This window comes from Planctomicrobium aquicomposti (assembly GCF_051466325.1).
Classification (GTDB): domain Bacteria; phylum Planctomycetota; class Planctomycetia; order Planctomycetales; family Planctomycetaceae; genus Planctomicrobium.
This window is the reverse complement of record NZ_CP195792.1, coordinates 3,734,277-3,754,592: the sequence shown is the minus strand read 5'-3', so window position 1 is coordinate 3,754,592 and position 20,316 is coordinate 3,734,277. Positions and strand designations below refer to the sequence as shown.

Here is a 20,316-nt window from a genome sequence, read left to right as displayed (position 1 = left end):
GGCATGGCAAAATCACCTGAAGAACTGGCACATCAGGAATGGATCGGCTATGTCCAGCCGGTGGGGTTGGTCGTTTCCATCCCCGCCATGCTGGAAGCTCAGTGCTATGTCAACAAGAACATCGCCGTCGAGCATGCCCGCTTTCTCAACGGTCTTCCCCGCGACGGTCATGGCGAAATCGTTCCCGAGATTCGTAGCCTCCCTGAATTCATTCAGAAAGTGTTGAACTGGCAGGCGGACGACCTGCTCGAAGTCCCCCGGCATGGCGAGTTGCCGGGGAACATGGCGACGCTCGAAGTTATCCTCCTCCAGTATCACGAAACACTACGTCCCACGTACGCGGTTCCCGTCTGTCGTCCCAAGGGAAACGAATCGCCGTGGATGATGCTCATCCAGGAACTCGCCTCCGGGGCAGCGTTCGACGAACCCGGCGAAGTCGACAGCCATCGCCACTGGAATGCGGCTCCGCAGGCCAAGTTTGAACGTCTGCTCCGCGAGACGAGCATTCCCATCGGGCTCCTCTTCAACCAGCGGCAGCTCCGGCTGGTGTACGCTCCCCGTGGTGAATCCAGCGGCCACGCCACATTCAACGTTGGCGAGATGATGCAGGTGGCTGGCCGACCGATGTTCGCTGCCTTGCACATGCTGCTGAACGCCGACCGGATGTTCTCGCTGGGTCAGAACCAGCGGCTGCCGGCAATCCTCGAAACCAGCCGCAAGTATCAGAACACCGTCTCAACCAAGCTGGCCGAACAGGTTCTCGCCGCTTTGTACGAGTTGATGCGGGGCTTCCAGGCGGCGAACGATGTCACCAAAGGAAAACTCCTCCGCGACGTGCTGGAAACCGATCCCAATCACGTCTACTCGGGCCTGCTCACCGTTCTCATGCGGCTGGTCTTCCTCATGTACGCAGAAGACCGCGACCTCATGTCGAGCGATCCGGTCTACTCGAACTACTATTCGGTGAACGGGCTGTTCGACCGGCTGCGGGGAGATGCCGGGCGTCATCCCGACACCATGAATCAACGCTTCGGGGCCTGGTCGCAACTCCTCACGCTGTTCCGGCTCGTCTTCGAAGGGGGCCAGCATGGCGACTTCCAATTGCCGGCCCGCAAGGGTTACCTGTTCGATCCTGACCGTTACCCCTTTCTGGAAGGCCGCCCCAGGGACTCCCGCGACCGCGACGCCATTCAGGTGCCCCGCATTCCCGATGGCGTCATCTACCGCGTTCTGCGGAACCTGCTGATCCTCGATGGCGAACGGCTGAGCTATCGTCGCCTCGATGTCGAGCAGATCGGCAGCGTCTACGAAACGGTGATGGACTTCAACCTGGAGGTGGCTCAGGGGAGATCCATCGCCATCAAGCCGGTCAAATCTCACGGTGCCCCGGCGACGATCAATCTCGAAGCTCTGCTGGCGACCAAGGGCAAAGACCGGGCGAAGTGGCTCAAGGAACAGGCCGATCAGACGCTCCCGAAGCAGGCGACGGCCCAACTCAAGGATGCCGGCACGATCGATGAGCTGCTGGAAGCCCTCGACAAGAAGATTGCCAAGAAGGTCACGCCGCGGGTGGTGCAGAAGGGGGCCATCGTCCTGCAGCCCAGCGATGAACGCCGCCGGAGTGGTTCGCATTACACTCCCCGCTCACTAACCGAGCCGATTGTCCGGACGACGCTGGAGCCAATCCTCAAAGCGATGGTCGATCCGGCGGTTGAACTGCCCAAAGTCTACGAACCGACACGGGAGGATAAGCGTCGCTACACGCAGGGCGAATTGGCCATGCGGGTTCGGCTGTCGGAGAAGGCGATGGAGGCTGCCAAAGCGGCCCGAGCGGGCGGCTCGCCGCATCCCTATCAGATTCTCGATCTCAAGGTCTGCGACCCGGCGATGGGGAGCGGGGCGTTTCTGGTCGAGGTCTGTCGGCAACTCGGCGATGAACTCGTCGCCGCCTGGCACGCTCACGACTGCCTGCCGACCGACATTCCGCCGGATGAGGACGAACTTCTTTACGCCCGCCGTTTGATCGCCCAGCGGTGCCTGTACGGCGTCGACAAGAACCCGATGGCGGTCGATCTGGCCAAGCTGTCGCTGTGGCTGGTGACGCTCGCGAAGTCGCATCCCTTCACGTTCCTCGACCATTCGCTCCGGCACGGCGATTCGCTCGTCGGCCTCACCCGGCGACAGATCGTCGGCTTTCACTGGGAGCCGAAGAAGCAGAAGGACATGGAAGGGGCGGTGATCCAGGCCCGGTTGGAACGGGCGACGGAAGAACGCCGGAAGATTCTGGATGCCCGCGAGGACACCCCTTACCGCGATCAGGAACAGCGTCTCGCTGCGGCCGATGAGGCCCTGTCGGTCGTTCGGCTGATTGGCGATGCCTGCGTGAGTGCCTTCTTCGCCGGAAAGAAGAAAAAGGACCGGGAAACCCGCGTGGACAAGCTCTTCGGCAGCCTGTCCGAATGGTTCGCCAGTGGGATGCACCCTGACAAGCGTGGCCCGATTGCAGAAGCGGCAGCCAGTCTGCGGCAGGGAGAGCATCCGATCCCGCCGTTTCATTGGGAGATTGAGTTTCCGGAGATATTCGGACGGGCGAATAGCGGATTCGATGCGTTTGTCGGCAATCCCCCGTTTGCTGGAAAGAATACGCTTATCAACGGCAATCGCGACGCATATCCCGATTGGTTGAAGGAGACGCACGCCGAAAGCCACGGCAACGCCGACCTGGTCGCCCACTTCTTCCGCCGCACATTCAACCTGCTCCGCGACTCCGGGTGCTTCGGTTTGATTGCCACCAACACGATCGGCCAAGGTGATACACGCTCCAGCGGCCTGCGGTGGATCGGTCGTCATGGCGGCGAAATCTATCATGCCCGTCGCCGCCTGAAATGGCCCGGGCTGGCGGCCGTCGTCGTCAGTGTGGTCCACGTTTGCAAAGGACGCTTTCTGGGCCAGCGAATGCTCGACGGTCGGAAGGTCGAGACGATCACAGCCTTCCTGTTCCATCGCGGCACTCACGATGACCCATCCCCCCTCGCCGCCAACGCCGGCAAGAGCTTTCAAGGCAGCATCGTCCTGGGGATGGGCTTCACCTTCGATGACACTGATACGAAGGGGGTCGCCACGCCGCTGTCCGAGATGGAACGCTTAATCACACAGAACCGCAGAAACGCCGAACGTATATTTCCCTTTATCGGTGGCGAAGAAATCAACACCAGCCCCACGCACGCCCATCACCGCTACGTCATCAACTTTGGCGAATTCCCTTTGGAGCGAGTTGCGGGTTCGGAACTATCAATTGCCCGCGAAAAAACGTGGGCGACAGCGGACGAATCGGAACGAGCCGCTTGGCTCCGAACCGGCCGTGTGCCGCTCGATTATCCGGATCCTGTTGCGGCTGACTGGAAGGAACTGATTCAGATTGTCGAGATGAAGGTCAAGCCCCAGCGGGAATCTGATAACCGGGAGCTCTATCGACGCCTCTGGTGGCAATACTGCGAAAAGCGAATCGCTCTATACGAGAAAGTTCGTCCGCTGGACCGCACACTTGCGATGTCCGAAGTGACTTCTCATGTCGTTTTCAGTTTTGTGCCAAGTTCTGCTGTCTATGCTCACACGACGAAGGTGTTTGCATTCGATCACAACGCTGCCTTGTGCGTTATGCAGTGCCGAGTTCACGAGGTCTGGGCCCGCTTCTTTGCATCGTCACTTGAAGAGCGGCTTCGCTACAAGCCTTCCGACTGCTTCGAGACGTTTCCGTTCCCGCCGGAGTGGGAGAACGATACGGATTTGGAACGTGCGGGCAATGAGTATTACGAGTTCCGGGCCGCACTCATGGTCCGCAACGACGAAGGGCTGACCAAAACGTACAACCATTTCCACAACCCCCACGAGACTTCGCCCGACATCCTGAAGCTGCGAGAACTCCATGCGGAGATGGATCGGGTAGTGCTAGAAGCCTACGGCTGGCATGATCTCGCCGACAGGGCTCGCTGCGAGTTCCTCCTCGACTACGAAGAAGACGAACAGGATGAATCCAGCGGTAAGAAGTCCAAACGGAAAAAGCCCTGGCGTCTCCGCTGGCCTGACGACTTACGCGACGAAGTCCTCGCCCGCCTGCTCGAACTGAACGAACAGCGACACCAGGAAGAACTCCTCGCCGCCGGTGAGATCGAAGCCTCGAAGAAGCCCAGGAAGAAGGCAGCCGCTGCCGACAAGCCGACGAGGAAGGCCAGTCCAAAGAAGAAAGCGGTCTCCGCCGGAACTCGCCTGTTTATCTCCGACCTTAGCCGGGAACAGCGGTTCGCCCTCCTGCTGCTGCGAGCCTGGGACGGCAAGCCGCTCACTCGCCGGGCCTTCAATGCCGGCATGATCCTGATGCTCGATGACAAGCTGCGAAAAGCCCTGCTGAACCCTTCGGCAAAGCCTCCTCGCAAACAAAGCCTCGACATCGATTTGAACCAGTTGCTGACTGATCTGAAAGTCGAAGGGTTCGTTGACATCGACAACGCGGGCGTTCAGCAGGTCGTTCGCATTACTGCCGCGGCTCCCTCGACTAACGACAGTGCAGCGGAGGATCAGGAGCGAGTTCGGGGTGTGCAGGAGTACTTCCGACGTGAAGCCGAATCCGGAAAGGTGACCATCAGCAAGGAGAGCGTCGATGCCGAACTCGACCTTGTTCCCGCTTGAGTTGCAGCCAATCGCCCCAGCCCCCGATCGCCGCGAGCCGGTTCTCTGGCTCAAGCGGCTGGTGATCCTTTCGTCTCTGAATTCCTCGGCAATCGTTCGCGAGATCGAGTTCCGCCGGGGCCTCAACATCATCCAGACCCGCCAGATGGACGAGCACGGCAATCGCGTCGCGGGACACAGCGTCGGCAAGACGCTGCTGATGCGTCTGATGCGTTACACGCTGGGAGAAGCTCATTTCGGCTCGGAGGACTTGCAGTCCCGAGTTCAGGTGGTGTTGCCGGAGGGGTACGTCGTCGCCCACTGGGTTGTTTCAGGGAAGGATTGGATTGTCGTTCGCTCCCTGCGGTCCGCCGATGGCTCGGATTCGTTCGCCGCACAAAGCGATAACTGGCGTGCCGTGGTCGATATCCCGCTGCGTGAGCACTCCCACCGCGACTTCGTGAAGCAGGTGAGCGACGCCGCCCTGTCAGGTCTGCCGGAGTTCACACTCCCGAGAGGCCGCAAGGCGAACTGGCTGGACGTACTCGCCTGGCTGGCTCGCGATTACCAGTGCGGCTACCGCAAGGCCAACGACTGGCGACACGAAGACGCCAACGCCGGCCCCAGCCTGAATCTGCCGGAAAACAGCCTGATCATGCAATGGCTGTGCGGCCTGATGAGTGCCGAAGAAATCGACCTGCGGCTGAAGCATCGCCAGTTGCTGGATGAACAGGCCAAGAAAAAACAGTCGGTCGAACAGGATCAGCGAAAACTGGAAACCCTGCGGCCCACCCTGTGGGAGAAGCTCGAACTGAAGGAAGAGACGGAAGTCTCCGGCGAACAGCCGAAGTTCGACTCGATCAAACCGGCAGACCATGTCGAGCAGAAGATCGCGTCGCTGGAGCGGCTCAAAGAAGAACGTGCCGGCGAATCTCGCGTGGCGGACCAGGAGGTCGAACGCGATGCGGCGTATGACCGGGTGAACAACGCCGAGTCAGAGATTCGAGCCTGCCGCACGCTGATGGATTTCATCGAGAAGCAGATTCAGCAGTACGAGCAAGATCCGCTTCGAGCCTATGCAAAGTGTGAAGCAGATCCCTGCTGGATTAGGGAAAAGGCACGCGAATCAGCAGATCCTTCGGCCAGTGATCACCTGGACGATCTTCGCGGCCAACTGGACCAACAGCAGCAGATACTTGCGACAACCCAGCAGGCGAAGAAAGCCCACCAGAATTCGCTGAACGATGCCCTCAAGCAGTTGAAGACCGAACAGGATCGGCTTGCCGCCGAGAGGTCGGGAATTGACGAGGAGATTGGTAAATGGAGGGCATATTTGAAGGATGCTCAGGATTTCCAGACGTTGGCCACGTCCTTCTCTCGCTCAACCAGAAAAGCCGATGATGTGAAGGGGGACGTTGAGGAGTCCGCGAATCGACAGGATTCAGTCCGTAGCCTCATCAAGTCTGACGTTCAGCGACACTCCGACATTTACCATCAGATTCTGCAAAAGATCTTCGGCGATCAGGCGGCGGGACGAATCTGCGTAGACGGGAATGGACTGCGACCGGTGCCCGACGAGCATCTGGCTCCTGAAGGAGCCGCCTTGTCCGTGATGACCACGGTCCTGGCATTCGACGTCTCCAGCGTCGCCGCAAGCATCACTGGTCTCGGCAATCACCCTCGCCTCCTGCTGCACGACAGCCCCCGCGAAGGAGACATGGAAGGCCCACTCTTCAGCAGACTGTTCGAGGTCGTCCACGGACTGGAATCGCTTTTCGATTCCGAGGATGACATCTCCTTCCAGTACATCGTGACCACCACCACACCGCCGCCGCCAAAGTTCGCCGACGAATCCGGCCCGTACGTCCGCCTGACGCTCGACGCCCGAAAAGATGCCGAGCGACTGCTGGGAAGAGCGTTTTGAGTTTCGACGAGTAGTTGGCGATGAACTTCGCGGGAATCTCAAGTTAGAGCTGGGCCAAAATGCCGAGAGTCACACTGAGTCCGACATTCCACCATCTCTCACAGGAATACTTGCTGGTTCCTGCGTGGAAGAAGGCTCACGATTACATTCGTCGGCACAACTGGTATTCGGATGTCTTGGAACTCGACCTGACGAACGCCGATTTGGGTGCGGTGACTCGTCGAATTGCTGAGGAACTTCAGTCAGGCGAACCGCTGCGTTCCAACCCGTTGCGGCTAGTGCTGGCTCCCAAGTCCCAGGTGTGGGAGATCAAGAAAGAGCAGTGGCGGCCAGCGAAGGGGCCATCTGCGGTCGAGAAGAAACTTCGGCCGTTGGCTCACCTCTCGGTTCGTGACCAGATTCTCGGCACCGCATTCATGATCCTGTTGGCGGATACCGCCGAGACCCGACAAGGCGATCCTAGAATGTCCGCAGCAAAAGCCCGCGAAGCCGGCATGGTGAGCTACGGGCATCGCCTTTTCTGTGATCGGGTGGAAAATGGCATGCGGTTCAGATGGGGGAACGCGGGCGTCTACCGACAGTACTTTCAGGATTATCAGAACTTCATTGCACGACCGGACCAGGCCGTCCGCAACCACTTCAGCGGGCAGGACCAGGACTGGGCGATCATTTCGGCGGATCTGTCGCAGTTCTATGACCGTGTCCGCCCCGAAGTTCTGCATGCCAGCGTCAGACGACTTCTTAGACGAAATGCTGACAAACGCCTCCTTCGGTCCTTCGAATCATTCTTCGATTGGACGTGGCACGGTAGTGAGGCCAAAGAGGCACTCAAGTATGCCAGCCAGGCGAATCCAAACTCAATACCAGATTTCGACCGCATCGCCTTGCCTCAGGGACTGGTGTCGAGTGGATTCTTCGCGAATGTCGTGCTGATTGATTTCGACGAATCGATTGTCTCGATGTTCGATAAATGGAATGACCAAGGTGAGTGGCAACTGCTCGACTACTGCCGGTACGTGGACGACATGCGTTTCGTCGTGCGGCTTGAAAGCAGCTTCGGCAAGCTCAAACAGGCTGATCTTGAGGCACGGCTAGTCAAGGCCTTCTCAGAATTGTTGACCGCAGCACTCACTCAACACGCACCGGGTCTTGTCGTTAATCCAGAGAAGTGCGGAGTTGTGATGGGGCGAAACGCCGCTGCAGGGAGCGTCCGAGTGTCTTCCAGCATGCGGCGGGTCAACCACAACGCTTCTGGAGTCATGGATCTCTTCGTTGGCGAAGAGACCTTGGAACTAATCGAAACTCTACTGTATTCGACGGAAGCGAATTCATTGGGTCTGGGAGAGCGTTTCCAGGACACGGTGTTGGCTGCAAAGCCAGACGTAGGCGAAAACACGGTGGCTCGGTTCGCTGCGAATCGGTTTCGGTCTGCGTTTCGCACATTACGCCCCATGAGCGAAACATTTGCAGAGCAAGAAGCCGGCAATGAGCCGAGTAAGGAGAGCGAGTCTGAAGAATGGAACTCGGGCCGATTTCGCCTCAGTTCTACGCTGACTCGTGAGATTCTGGATGAAAAAGCGAGTCACTTCGGAAGTCGGTTGGTGGAGCGATGGATTCGCGATCCGTCAAACATGCGGCTCCTTCGGGTTGCCCTCGATTTGCGTCCCGATGTCCGCACTCTGGACGCCGTCTTGGCTCTCCTAAGCGAATACCTCGGTGTGAGAACAAAACGAAAGGCTCCTCGTCGCGTCGCCTGGTATTGTGCAGCAGAACTGCTGAAGGCCGGAGCGACCGAGACCGGGCTTGTCGACGACAATGACAAGTTACCAGATGGAGTCGACTTGCAGGCGTACCAGACGAAGTTGGCGGATCTCGCCCGAGAGATTCTATCGCGAAAACAAGCCTTTCCCTGGTATCTGGTGCAACAAGCCTATTTGTACTTGGCGTGCTTTGGCGAGTATGTCGATCACCGAGCAACGCGACGCTCAAATCCGGCACTCCGCCATTATGTACTGCTCCACAAGACGTTGAAGGGAGCATATCGGGATCTGCCACCATCCGAGGTGCCACGATTTACTTTGCTTCACGCTGGACTTCAGACGCCGGAGAAAGCGGCGACCGCATTTCTCAAGCAGTGGAGCAAGGAGGGAATTCGACGACAGCAACGATGGCTGGTGCGTATTCTGAGCGAGCATCGGCAACTATCGTTGGCGGTGTGGCAGAAGATGAAAACCAACACGAAGGCGGCATGGCGGCACCTCTTCCAAGGATATGGCATCTTGGACATACAGGTGTTTCCAGCGACGCTTGAGAATGCTGATCCTGGGGTCAGTTACTCTCTTCTGGACGTGTCGCGTTCTCCTGGGAATCCCTTTCGTCAGGAATACTTAGCGATCCGCTTCGCCCAAAGACTCATTCCTTTGTTGACGGGCGAGTCGGTTGTGGTCACTCCCGACCGCGTTCTAGTTTCAGCACCGGATTGGTCTCGTCTACGACCTGAAAGCTATCCTGTCGCTGACGATGCCTTTGAAGTCACCTTGGCTCCGCTCTCTTCCAAGGACAGTCGTTTCCGACTCCCGGAGTGGGTGCCTGCTCGCGAACGCTGGAAATACCAACTAGGAATGCTACTGCGGGTCTTGCTGACTGGCATTCCCGACTACACGTTGGACGGCCGTGCGAAAACCTCCCGGTCGCAGATTCTGTATGTCCCCTATCGCTCAAGTTGGCTCAGAAGGCGTTACGGGATGTTTAATGGCCGCAATGCATTCGGACCGCCTTGCATTCCCATCTCGTCTTGGTTTGGCTCACTGCTGAATCGACTCCTGGAATGGCCTGGGTTTCCGGAGTTCGAGTTCGAGATTCGATTGCCACAAGGCTTCAGTGAGGCACATTTGGAAGAACTACTTCAAAGTCGCGTCGAAGAGATGGAACGCCTGTACGGGCGATCGTCGCGGATTCCGATTCTGCCGGTCACAGTGCCAAAGCTTCTCGGATTTGCCCGAAGTGCGAATGGCAATGAATCAGACGAGGGTATGCGGCGGATGCGAGTCGGCTTGGCCCAGACTGTTCTTCCACGTTTTGCGGATCTTCTAAACGATCCCCAACTTCTGGCAGATCCCTATCGGCGAAGGCATCGCCGACATACCGCATCTGTTCTGGCTGGCATTCAACGAATGCTTGAGGTCCGAACAACCCATCAGGATTTGGCTGTGGGGATTGAGTTGCTGCTCCTACCAGAGCTGTCGATTCATCCTTCCGATGTTCGCCCGCTCTTGGTGCCGTTCGTCATGCAGAATCGGTGCATCCTATGTGCAGGACTTGTATTTCGCCCTGCGGACGACGGAGACGGAACGTTGGTGAATGGGGCGGCATGGATCATTCCTGTGAGGAGGCCAACGGGGGGCCTTGATGTCCAGATCGTCTATCAGGGGAAGCAGCATATGACGGGACATGAGAGGACGCTTGGCATCATGCCCTATCGTCCCGCTCAATGGATTCTGAATCTGGTGTCTCCCCGCAATCTTTCCGACATACTGTGGTCAATGACGAGTGCAGTGTGTTACGACGCAACTGACCTTAGCCTCGCAGCCGATTTACGGAACATTACTGATCTTTTCATTGTTCCGGCTTTGAATATTGATGTCGGTACATTCGATAACATGGCTGCCGCCCTTCACTACCATATGTTTCAACATGTTGTCGTGGCGAATTCTGGGGAATACGGCGGGTCGAGTGCTCACGCTCCATTCGCAGACAAGAACAAGAGGACCATTTTCCACACTCATGGTAATGAGCAGGTTGCGGTGAGCTTTTTCGAACTGGACTTTGATCTCTACCGAAATGGTGGCGACACACTGAAGACTCCGCCTGCCAACCATCGACGACGATAAAGCGACTGCCGGAAGGCAGTGAGGCCTGGAGAGGAAACATATGGCGACGAACAATCTCAACTTAAATCCATCCAGTCCACTGGGCGTTCGCGGTAAGCTGGTCGACGCTTTGCAGCTAGACCTCGTCGGCCCCAGCCAGAATATGGGCGATCCAAAGGAGGTTCTGCCGCAGTCCCCCTCTCGCTGGTATCTCACCGGCTTTTTAGTCCCCACAGACGCTGCAGAGGAGCAGCGGACTGATCCCACGAGCATGGACGAGCTCGATCAGGCGGCTGAGCCAGCAGGGTTGGATGACGATGAGACGCCTGAGCGAGCGGCTGCACGGCGGTCGTTCCTGCCCAGCAGCATGGGCCTGAGTGTATTGATCTCAACAAAGACGACCGATCTTGAAGCGACCGTTAGCTATGGGGAGTATTTGCGGTCCGAAGTTGACGAAACTGAGTCGCCTTCGGTCGAGTGGCGGCGAATTCCTCGCGAAGGTTCCGTGACGCTGAAGCTCCCGGAGACGATCCCAGCTAGTGGAGCTATTCCGGTCCCGAACAGTCGCGGCGTAGAACTCGCTTGGTCGATTCGTGGGATTCCCGATTCTGGAGTTGATGGAGGCCTACCGCAAGGGACGCGAAGTCTTTCGCTGTTCGTCGTGAATCGAAGGAAACCGGCTCCGGATGAGGCGAGCGACGAAGGCTTCATCTTTCAAGCCGAACTGGAGGTCCATTGCCGCGATGGACTCGTCGCCCGTCCGAATCTTCGCAGCCTTCAGAGTAAGGATTGGGACGAGCGGGTGGCTGACTTGCAATACCGCGATGCGTGCGAATTCGCGGTCGGTCACAGCGTTTCCACTGCGGCCCAGGTTGACGATTGTAGTTGCCAAATTGTTCGGGCCTGCTGGATTCCAACGGCCGATGTGGAACGGGTGGCCCCTTCGTCGATTCCGGATGTCGAGCTAAGGATGGAGGAACTGTCCAGCCTGACGGACGGGAAGGATGCTGAGGCCAAGCTGGGAAATCTCGTCACCGCCTACCGGGCATGGATCGCCGAACAGAAACGAAACGTTCCTTCATCGCCAGCACACCGGAAAGAGACTGCGGACGAATTGCTCCGGCGGGCGGAATTGGCAGCTGACCGAATTCAGGCGGGCATCGAACTGCTGCGTGATCTGCCATGCCTGGAGGCATTCCGGATTACGAACCGGGCGATGGCGACTCAAGGGAGACGCCGTCTGGCACTTCAGTGGAAGAAATCACCGGACGAGATTGTACCGGAGTGGCGGCCGTTCCAGCTGGCATTCCTGCTGATGAACCTCAAGGGAATCGCCGACCCGTCGGACCCCGACCGGGATTGTGTGGATCTGCTCTTCTTCCCGACCGGTGGTGGTAAAACGGAAGCTTACCTCGGGCTGGCAGCATTTACGCTGGTGTTGCGTCGGCTGCGGAATCCCGGCATTACGTCCGCGGGCTTGAGTGTTCTGATGCGGTACACCCTGCGGCTGCTCACGCTGGACCAGCTCGGGCGTGCTGCGGCAATGGTCTGTGCGTTGGAACTTGAACGGCAACAGGACGTCACGAAGTTGGGCGAGTGGCCATTTGAGATTGGTTTGTGGGTCGGAAGGGCCGCAACCCCTAACCGGATGGGACAAAAGGGCGACACGGATCGGGAATCGGCTCGGGCCAAGACGATCGCATTTAAGAATGATGATCGTAAGCCCTCGCCAATTCCGCTGGAGGAATGTCCGTGGTGCGGCGAGAAGTTCCGGGCGAGTTCGTTTCAGCTTATGCCGAATCCGGACATGCCCACCGATCTACGAGTCACCTGCCTGAATCGGAAGTGTGACTTCTCACGGGGCAATCACCTGCCGATCCTGGCTGTTGACGAGCCAATCTATCGTCGGCTCCCCTGCTTCCTCATCGCAACCGTCGATAAGTTCGCCGCCATGCCTTGGACCGGTGAAGTTGGAGCATTCTTCGGACGGGTGCAGCGGGCCGATTCCGAAGGCTTCTACGGTCCCTGCCACCCCAGCACCGGGCGGCCATTGCCTGTAGACAGCCTGCCTCCCCCCGATCTGGTGATTCAGGACGAACTGCACCTCATCTCCGGTCCGCTGGGCACGATGGTAGGCCTGTACGAGACGGCCCTCGATGAACTGGCGACGATCGAGAAGGACGGTCACACGATCCGACCGAAGATCATTGCCTCGACGGCGACTGTCCGGCGGGCCGAGTCGCAGATTCGAGCTTTGTTCAACCGTCGGCAGGTCGATGTGTTCCCTCCGCCTGGCCCGGATCGTCGCCATTCGTTCTTTGCCGAAACTCATTCGACGGACCGCAGCAATGCCCGGCAGTATGTCGGAATCGCGGCCCAAGGACGCAGCCCGAAAGTGGTGATGCTGCGAGTCTATTTGGCACTCCTGGGTGCAGCACAGAAGGCCTATCTGGAGGCTGGCGGTGCCAAGGCCGTTCCGAACCCCGCCGATCCGTACATGACGCTCCTGGGCTATTTTAATAGCCTGCGGGAGCTCGGTGGTGCTCGCCGGCTGATTGAAGATGAAGTCCGCACGCAGCTCATGGGTCGCGGAGCACGTAAGCGAGTCGGGGAGACCGCTGGCCTGTTTCGGGACCGTACGATCGCGTATGAGCCGGTCGAGCTCACCAGCCGGGTGACCACCAACCGCGTCTCGGAAGCCAAGCGAAAACTTGAGCAGCCGTTCAGCGAAAAGGAGCATGTGGACGTGGCCATCGCCACAAACATGATTTCTGTCGGCCTCGATATCACTCGTCTTGGCCTTATGGTCGTCTTCGGGCAGCCCAAGACGAGTGCCGAATACATTCAGGCGACAAGCCGCGTCGGTCGGGATCACGAGAGGCCGGGACTCGTAGTCACAATCTTCAACATCCATCGGCCTCGCGACCGCTCCCACTATGAGCGTTTCTGTGCCTTTCATGAGTCGTTCTACCGGAGCGTCGAAGCCACCAGCGTCACTCCGTTTTCCCCACGGGCATTGGACCGCGGATTGGCGGGCACCCTCGTGGCTCTCGCTCGACAGGGGCACCTGCCAATGACGCATCCTCGCGGGGCATCTGAGATTCTGCGGGAACTGCCGAAGCTGGAGTTCGCCGTCCAGAGGCTGGCGGATCGTGCCCTGGCGACCCATCTCGACAGTTCATCAGGGGAAGCGGATCGGCTCTCTAAACGGGTGTGGGAACGTTGCCAGGATCTTCTCGACGAGTGGAGCAAGATCGCCAAGGAGCTTCACGATGCTGGCGGGGTTCTCCAGTATCAGACGGAACATGGCGGTGCCCAGCGGTTGCTTTATGAATTCTTGAACCCAGAGTTGAAAACCCTGCCGCCGCGACACAGGAAATTCCGGGCGAATCGTTCGATGCGTGATGTCGAACCCAACGTCAATCTGTGGCTGAAAACAATCGACGGCATAGACATTGAGCCAGAGGAGGAAGAAGCATGAGCCGTCGACCGGGAACTCGCCCGCACGGGCAGATCCGACAGAGCCAGTTGATCACGTCATTCGGTCCTGGAGCGATGCTCGATCTTCCCAATCACTCCGTTGTCGTCGGCGGCCTCGATTCGTGGTCGACGGGAGGCGAGGAGATCGTCGAGCCGCGACTGGTGGAAAAGCTGAAATCGCTGTTCGATCCTCCGCTGACGATGCTCAAGCTCCACGGCCCGCCTCCGGACCCGGACGATCCCACCGCTCCACAGACCGGGATCACGGCCTGGCAGTTCCCCGAATGGTTTATCACCCAAGACGTGGACACCGAAGCCAGCCGCGGAACTATCCGGGCAAGAATGCTGGTCCACCGCCGGATGCTGACCAAGGGGAAGTTCATCGACGACCGGAAAAAGAAGCGTTCTGTGGTTCCGGTTCGATTCGTCCGAGCGTGCCGAAACGGACATATCGGGGACATCGACTGGTACAGCTTCGCCCACGGCGGCGAGACGGATTGCCGTCGTCAGTTGTGGATCGAAGAGCGGGGAACAACTGGGGATCTATCAGAAGTCTGGGTTCGATGTGAATGTGGTCGCGGCGAACGGAGCATGTTGCAGGCCTCGGAGCGAACGGTGTCCCTCGGCCACTGCGACGGCAATCGTCCCTGGTTAGGGCCATATTCGAAAGAGCGATGTGGCGAGCCGAATCGGCTTCTCATCCGCACCGCCAGCAACGCCTATTTTCCGCAGCTCATGAGTGTCATCTCTCTGCCGGATCGCAACGAAACCCTTCGCGAGGCAGTGGAGACTGTGTGGGACTTCGTGGGAGAAGTCGAAGATCTCGAAATGCTCCGGTACGAGCGGAAAAAGGCGAAGGTGCATAAGGTTTTGGAACCGTACTCCGATGAAGAAGTCCTCGATGAAGTTCAGATTCGGCGAGGACACTCGCTCCAGCAGCAGAAGTCGATCAAGCAGGCCGAAATGGAAACCTTGATGGCCAGCAAGGAAGAGCTCGGGGACGACCGGCCCGACGGAAACTTCTACGCTCGAACTCTGAGCCGAGAAGTCTGGAACGCTCCGTGGATGAAGAAGATTGAGCGGATCGTCCTCGTGCATCGATTGCGAGAAGTAATGGCCCAAGTTGGGTTCACCCGGTTCGAGGCGGTTTCCCCGGACATTGATGGTGAACTGGAAATGGGCGTCCGACGGGCACCATTGGCACGCGAAGTGACCTGGCTCCCGGCCATTGAAACACGGGGCGAAGGCATCTTCCTTCAGTTCAGTAGCGATGAGGTGAAGAAGTGGGTGAATCGTACGGATGTCATTGCCCGGGGTAAGCGGCTACTGGCCGGCTATGATGCGTGGAAGGATAACCACAACAACGCCACAAAGAAGTTCGTTGAAGCAGGAGGCCTGCTCCCGTACGTGCTATTCCATTCCTTCTCGCACCTGCTGCTGACGGCTGTTGCTCTGGAGTGCGGGTATCCGGCAAGTTCGATTCGAGAGCGGATCTACGCGATCCCTCATGTCGGATTCGGGGTCTTGCTTTACACGGGAACATCGGACGCCGAGGGCACGCTGGGAGGTTTGGTACAGGTCGGTCGTCGCATTCACGAGCACGTTCGAAACGCATTGGAACTGGGTCAACTCTGCTCGAACGATCCTGTCTGTGCCCAGCACGAGCCGGCGAATCTGCACGAGCGACGGTTCCTGCACGGAGCCGCTTGTCACGGCTGTCTGCTCATTTCCGAGACATCCTGTGAGCAGCACAACGAGTTCCTTGACCGGGCCCTGGTCGTCCCAACCGTCGATAATCTCGGGATCGAGTTCTTCAAGCTCGCCTGATCATGAACGATGCCCTCGCCCATCTAAGCGATGCGGATCTCCGTGCGTTGATCGTCGCCCTGCGGTCAAGGCGGATTGCTGCTCCGTATTCCGAGCTTCAGGTTTCCCGAATTCTGCCCCCCGCCACCGCCACTGCGGTCACGGCCACGTTGAGCGAGTTGGAAGTCAGAGGCTTTCAACCAGAGCAGATCCTCGTCGTTCTGGATCTGCTTGAGCAGGATCGCCTTGCCGTTCGGACTGCCCAACCCAGAATCGATCTGGTCACTTCCGGCCCGGAAGCCGCGGGCGTGACGAACCGTGACACGGCGGTCGTCGTCCGAGAGCTTTTCGCTCATGCGGAGCGTTCGGTCCTGGTGGTCGGATATGCGGTTTACCAGGGACAGCGAGTCTTCGAAGCCTTGGCCCGGCGAATGGAAGAGAAGCCCAACCTTGAAGTCGAGATGTTCCTCGACATTCCCCGTCCCGCTGGAGATGGCAGCCCGTCGGCAGTACTGGTCTCCCGTTTCGCCCAGAGATTCAGGGAATCGCAGTGGCCTCGGGGGCATCGGTTGCCGCGGGTTTACTACGATCCACGATCCATCGACGCCGAGAGCCCCATCCGCTCGTCGTTACATGCAAAGTGCGTCGTCGTGGACGGCGAGCAAGTGTTCGTGTCCTCGGCGAATTTCACCGAGGCTGGCCAACAGCGGAATATCGAGGTCGGTCTCAACATCGAGTCTCCGTGGCTCGCAGATCGCCTGACGCGTCACTTCAAGCATCTGTATTCTCACGGGCTAGCTGCCAGAGCGTTCTGAGCCAGACTTGAGAAGTGCCGTAGGGCTTCGGATTGCTCCAAGGCGACTCGCTTCAATCTTGCTCCCAGTTGACACAGGGCTTCGTAGTATTCGTCGCTCAGGTGATCGGCTGAGTACTCGTGCCCGAACTCGTGTATGAGGAGCGAGTCAACTTCTTCGTTAGGGCCTTGCTCGAACCAGCGGTGGCCAAGATGCTGTAGGTTGAACGTCAACTGCTCACCGCCATAGCAGGCCAGAAAGCAGTTGGGGCAGCGGGTCACCTTGACGGAAAGGCGGACTCCCATCAATTCGCGAGCCAGAAAGACCGCGTAGTCGGCGATGTTCCTGATACCTTGCGTCCACTCGTGCGGTGGAACCACGTCTTCTTGTGGAGCATCGGGATCGTCGCTGTAGGGTTTCGGCGACGGACAAATTTTCCCCGCAGGCAGAATGGCCGCGGCCTCTTTGGCGTTGGTCCATTGGTGACGGTTCAACATGCTCCCGGTGACGACCGTCCCACCAGCCGCTTGGATTCGCTTGCCGGCCTCGGGATCGCTTGGATCATAAGAGGCCCGATTTGTGCCGAACCGGAGGTCCAGAAAGCTCTTGATTGCGTCGCCTGAACACTCAGGATGGGAAGTCGCTTCTTGCACCCATGTGTTCCCCGCATCCGTCTCGGTCAAGTGCTGGTGCATCTCGTTGAAAACCAGTGTTCTCAGCCGCTGGAGGTAGGCCGGACGGAGGTTGTCCCGATTGAGGTTTAGCGGAACCTTTTGGCAGACGTTGATGTGCCAAGTGTCTCCGGTCTCCACCACTGGAAGTCCCATCTCGTAGACCGTACCCACTTCGCCGTGGGCAGGGGCATACAGTTCAATTCGGGTCTTCCGCCTTCTTGTCCGCAGAGTGCGATCCTCGTCGGCAATTTCCGTTTCGAGTGTGGCGTCGAAGGCATGAACCGGGAATCGTGGTGCCAAGGTGGAGCCATTGAGGGTGACTCTAACGCCCCTGGGGACAAGCACCGAATTCAGGTACGACAATGCCTCACCATGTTCGGCCCGATTCATTCGAATCGTTGCCCGGAACTCTGATCCCCGTTCACGCTTCACACGAGGTTTCAGGATTCTCTGTCCGTCGTTCCGAAAGATGACCGTGCCGGATGTTGTGCTGATCTGTGCGTCTCGACACATGGCGAGAACCAGTTTTTCACCGAGATTGAACCGGCCTCGCTTTTCAGGATCATCCTTCTTGCGGCTGTCGACAAACAGCGTGTAGGCGTGAGCAAGGTCCCGAAAACCGTCTGGAGAGTCATCTTCGACGATCAGATCGGCGAGCCGGCCTCGTGGATGTGGTTGAAGGGTGATATTCACCCTGGAGACCTGCTCATCAAGTGCATTCTGGAGCAGTTCCGCGATGATTCGTCCTTTGTTTTGCTGATCGACGAGGTGGCCGAGTCCGGCCTTGTCCACTTCAAACCATCCCTTTGCCATCGCTTGCCCTTTCCTGCTCTGAAGATGCTGGCGGTTCCCCGATCTACCCGTGCCAGAAGCAAGGCACTGCGGGATACCGGAGATAGCCGTCGGTCGGCGTGCGAGGACATAATCATAAGAGCACTTCCGGATATCGCTTTGACTTCGTCGCCTCAGTACCGGGCGAGATCGGCTATAAGGCGGCCCCTCGGGAATACAGCGGAAGAAGAATTGTCCTCGAATGACGTAAGTTCTATTGACAGGGTGTCCGAGCATGCGACTTCTTGTGGCAATGGAAAACTATTCGTACTGAAGTTTCTCTCCACACTTGATGCACGGCAGGCGACTACCTCACAAGGGAGACTTGCGGCTCGGCCACTGGTGGTGTGGGACAGGTCGACCGTCGATGAACAGGATGCCGGTGAAGCAGGCGGCACGCTCGAGGTAGCGGGCGTACTTGTTGGTGACTCGGTCGTGGCTGATCCAAGACTTCACGCTTCGTCGCCCCCGTTTCTTGAAGGTCAGGCTGGCGGTCCGGCACCAGCGGGCTTGTTCCTGTTTGACTTTGGCGAAGAACGCCGGGGTCGGCTGGGGACAGGAGACAGTGACGGCGGGATTGAAGTAGTGGCAGCCTTCAGGAGTCTGGCCGATTGTGGCGATGATCGTTTGATCGACCCCGCCGGCCAGATCGTTGAAGTCATAGCCGTGATGTTGAACGGTGACCCTGAGGGCCAATTCAACGTCAGCGTCCATGACGGTCGTTCGGGTGGTCACGCTGGCCTCCGGCTCTGTTGCGGTGCTGGGGGGTATTGGTCACGGGCACGATGCTGGTCAGGTCCGGCCGTCACTCGGCGTGACCGCCACCGGTGCCGGCGGGAGCGACGGCTCCCTGTGGCGGGCGGGCATCCTTGTACGGCCACGCTTCCTCAAGGAACCGGGCGACATACTCCGGGAACCGCATGCCAGAGAGGTAGGCCTGGGCCTTCACGTGGTTGAAGATCGGTTCGGGCACGATCACGTGCAGGACACGGTATCCCGGTGGCGTGCGGCCGTTGGCCGATCTCGGAGGTGACAGGGCCGAGTGCGTTCGCAGCGGGCCGATTGCTTGCATGGTTTCCGCCATTGTGGTTCTCCGTCAGTTGTCATGGTTCCGTTCTGGTCGATTCGACCCGGAACTGGATCTGTCTGATTCCTGTTTCCTGTCCTTACCTGGCTTTGTTCCTGCCTGTGAAGTGCTGTTTCCTGTCCAGTGCTTTGATCTGAATGATGTGATTCCAGTCCTGTACTTTGTTCTTTTGCCTGACCTGTATCTTGTGATTCTTCTGCTTTCGCCTTTTTCGTTTGGGCTTTGGCATCAGGAGAGAGGTGATCGATCGCCGTCGACCACGCCCGCGTGAGCGAGCACCGTGCCGGGATGGGATGGCCTCGTGCCTCCGGCTGCGGTATGAACTCGTTTCTGTCGTCCTTACCAGAGAATCGAGTGATTCATTCGCTGGGGCGTTGGTGCATTAGCCACCTGTCCAATCAGTCGTCAAGCTCGAAGACGTGGCTCTCGACAAGCTGTCGCGTCAGTCGCTTCGGCCGTTTGATGGCAGCACGAGCGAGGACTTGCAGGGCATCCCCTGGAATCTGGTTCGATCGTTCCGCGAGTCGGATGATCGTCGACGGATTGTCGATGTCGTGAATTCCGAACTCGTGGCAGCGGTCTGTCAGCCAAAGCGAGAGTTCTTCGATGGATGGCAGTTGAGTTTGAAGCCGGACGAACCGCTTCTTGAACATGGCCTCCAACTCGCCGGTGACAGCGGATGTAACAATCCACATTGTGTTCGCCCGCTCTTCGACAGGCTTGAGCAGTTGCTCGTCCATGCTGCGACGGACGAGACGATGGGCCTCGTCCATGAACACGATGCGGAAGCCTGGATAGTCCCTGAGATCCGTCAGTTTCTCACGGAGTTCGACTTCGGTAACGCTGGTACAGTCGATCGGCACGTAATGGATGCTCCGGCCTTGCGAGAGAGTTTCGATGCCCTGCAGTCCAAACCGGCTGACATCGCTAGTGCAATTCTTGCATTCGAAGCGGCAAGGGGTGAGCGTCGCTCGGTCCAGCCGGTCACAGTACAGGCACCTGGCGAACAGTTTGACGATTGCGGTCTTTCCGGATCGGGACGGCCCGGTGACGAGCGTGTTCAGCCCATTGAACTCGCCGTCGAGACTCGCCCGAAGGATGTCCTGAAAGTGCTCGGCGAGGGCCGAATTGCCGGCCACGTCCTGCCAGCGTGTGGGAATCCATCGCTTGATATCGTTCGTCACGG

The 20,316-nt window shown here is 58.5% G+C and carries 10 protein-coding genes; 6 read left to right on the top strand and 4 right to left on the bottom strand.

What is annotated here, in order from left to right:
- Positions 1-3 precede the first annotated feature (3 nt).
- The 6 genes from SH664x_RS14480 to drmC all read left to right on the top strand — a co-directional run bounded on the left by SH664x_RS14480 (position 4) and on the right by drmC (position 16,559).
- Entirely contained in the window at positions 4-4,686 is a 4,683-nt protein-coding gene (locus tag SH664x_RS14480; protein ID WP_437202059.1) for an Eco57I restriction-modification methylase domain-containing protein, read from the top strand.
- Positions 4,658-6,589 (top strand): hypothetical protein, encoded by a 1,932-nt coding sequence (locus SH664x_RS14475; protein WP_437202057.1) that lies wholly within the window; start codon positions 4,658-4,660, stop codon positions 6,587-6,589. The genes SH664x_RS14480 and SH664x_RS14475 overlap by 29 nt, the downstream gene beginning before the upstream one ends.
- Positions 6,590-6,699: 110 nt before the next feature.
- Positions 6,700-10,479 (top strand): RNA-directed DNA polymerase, encoded by a 3,780-nt coding sequence (locus tag SH664x_RS14470; RefSeq protein WP_437202054.1) that lies wholly within the window; start codon positions 6,700-6,702, stop codon positions 10,477-10,479.
- Between the two features lie 40 nt (positions 10,480-10,519).
- Positions 10,520-13,939: a DISARM system helicase DrmA gene (gene drmA / locus SH664x_RS14465; RefSeq protein ID WP_437202052.1), complete on the top strand. Its 3,420-nt coding sequence runs from the start codon at positions 10,520-10,522 to the stop codon at positions 13,937-13,939.
- On the top strand, positions 13,936-15,765 hold the full coding sequence (gene drmB / locus SH664x_RS14460) for a DrmB family protein (RefSeq protein WP_437202049.1): 1,830 nt from the start codon (positions 13,936-13,938) through the stop codon (positions 15,763-15,765). The genes drmA and drmB overlap by 4 nt, the downstream gene beginning before the upstream one ends.
- A 2-nt stretch (positions 15,766-15,767) precedes the next feature.
- Positions 15,768-16,559 carry a DISARM system phospholipase D-like protein DrmC gene (gene drmC, locus SH664x_RS14455; protein ID WP_437202047.1) on the top strand — a complete coding sequence of 264 codons (792 nt, stop codon included), beginning with the start codon at positions 15,768-15,770 and terminating at the stop codon, positions 16,557-16,559.
- Here the strand turns inward: drmC and SH664x_RS14450 are convergent.
- The 4 genes from SH664x_RS14450 to SH664x_RS14435 form a co-directional block, all read right to left on the bottom strand.
- Entirely contained in the window at positions 16,532-18,025 is a 1,494-nt protein-coding gene (locus SH664x_RS14450) for a hypothetical protein (protein ID WP_437202045.1), read from the bottom strand. The genes drmC and SH664x_RS14450 overlap by 28 nt on opposite strands.
- Positions 18,026-18,355: 330 nt before the next feature.
- On the bottom strand, positions 18,356-18,778 hold the full coding sequence (locus SH664x_RS14445; RefSeq protein ID WP_437202043.1) for a hypothetical protein: 423 nt from the start codon (positions 18,776-18,778) through the stop codon (positions 18,356-18,358).
- 70 nt (positions 18,779-18,848) lie between these two features.
- Entirely contained in the window at positions 18,849-19,127 is a 279-nt protein-coding gene (locus SH664x_RS14440; protein WP_437202042.1) for a hypothetical protein, read from the bottom strand.
- A gap of 401 nt (positions 19,128-19,528) precedes the next feature.
- A complete protein-coding gene (locus SH664x_RS14435) occupies positions 19,529-20,314 on the bottom strand; it encodes an AAA family ATPase (RefSeq protein ID WP_437202040.1) in 786 nt (261 codons plus the stop codon).
- Between the last annotated feature and the right edge of the window lie 2 nt (positions 20,315-20,316).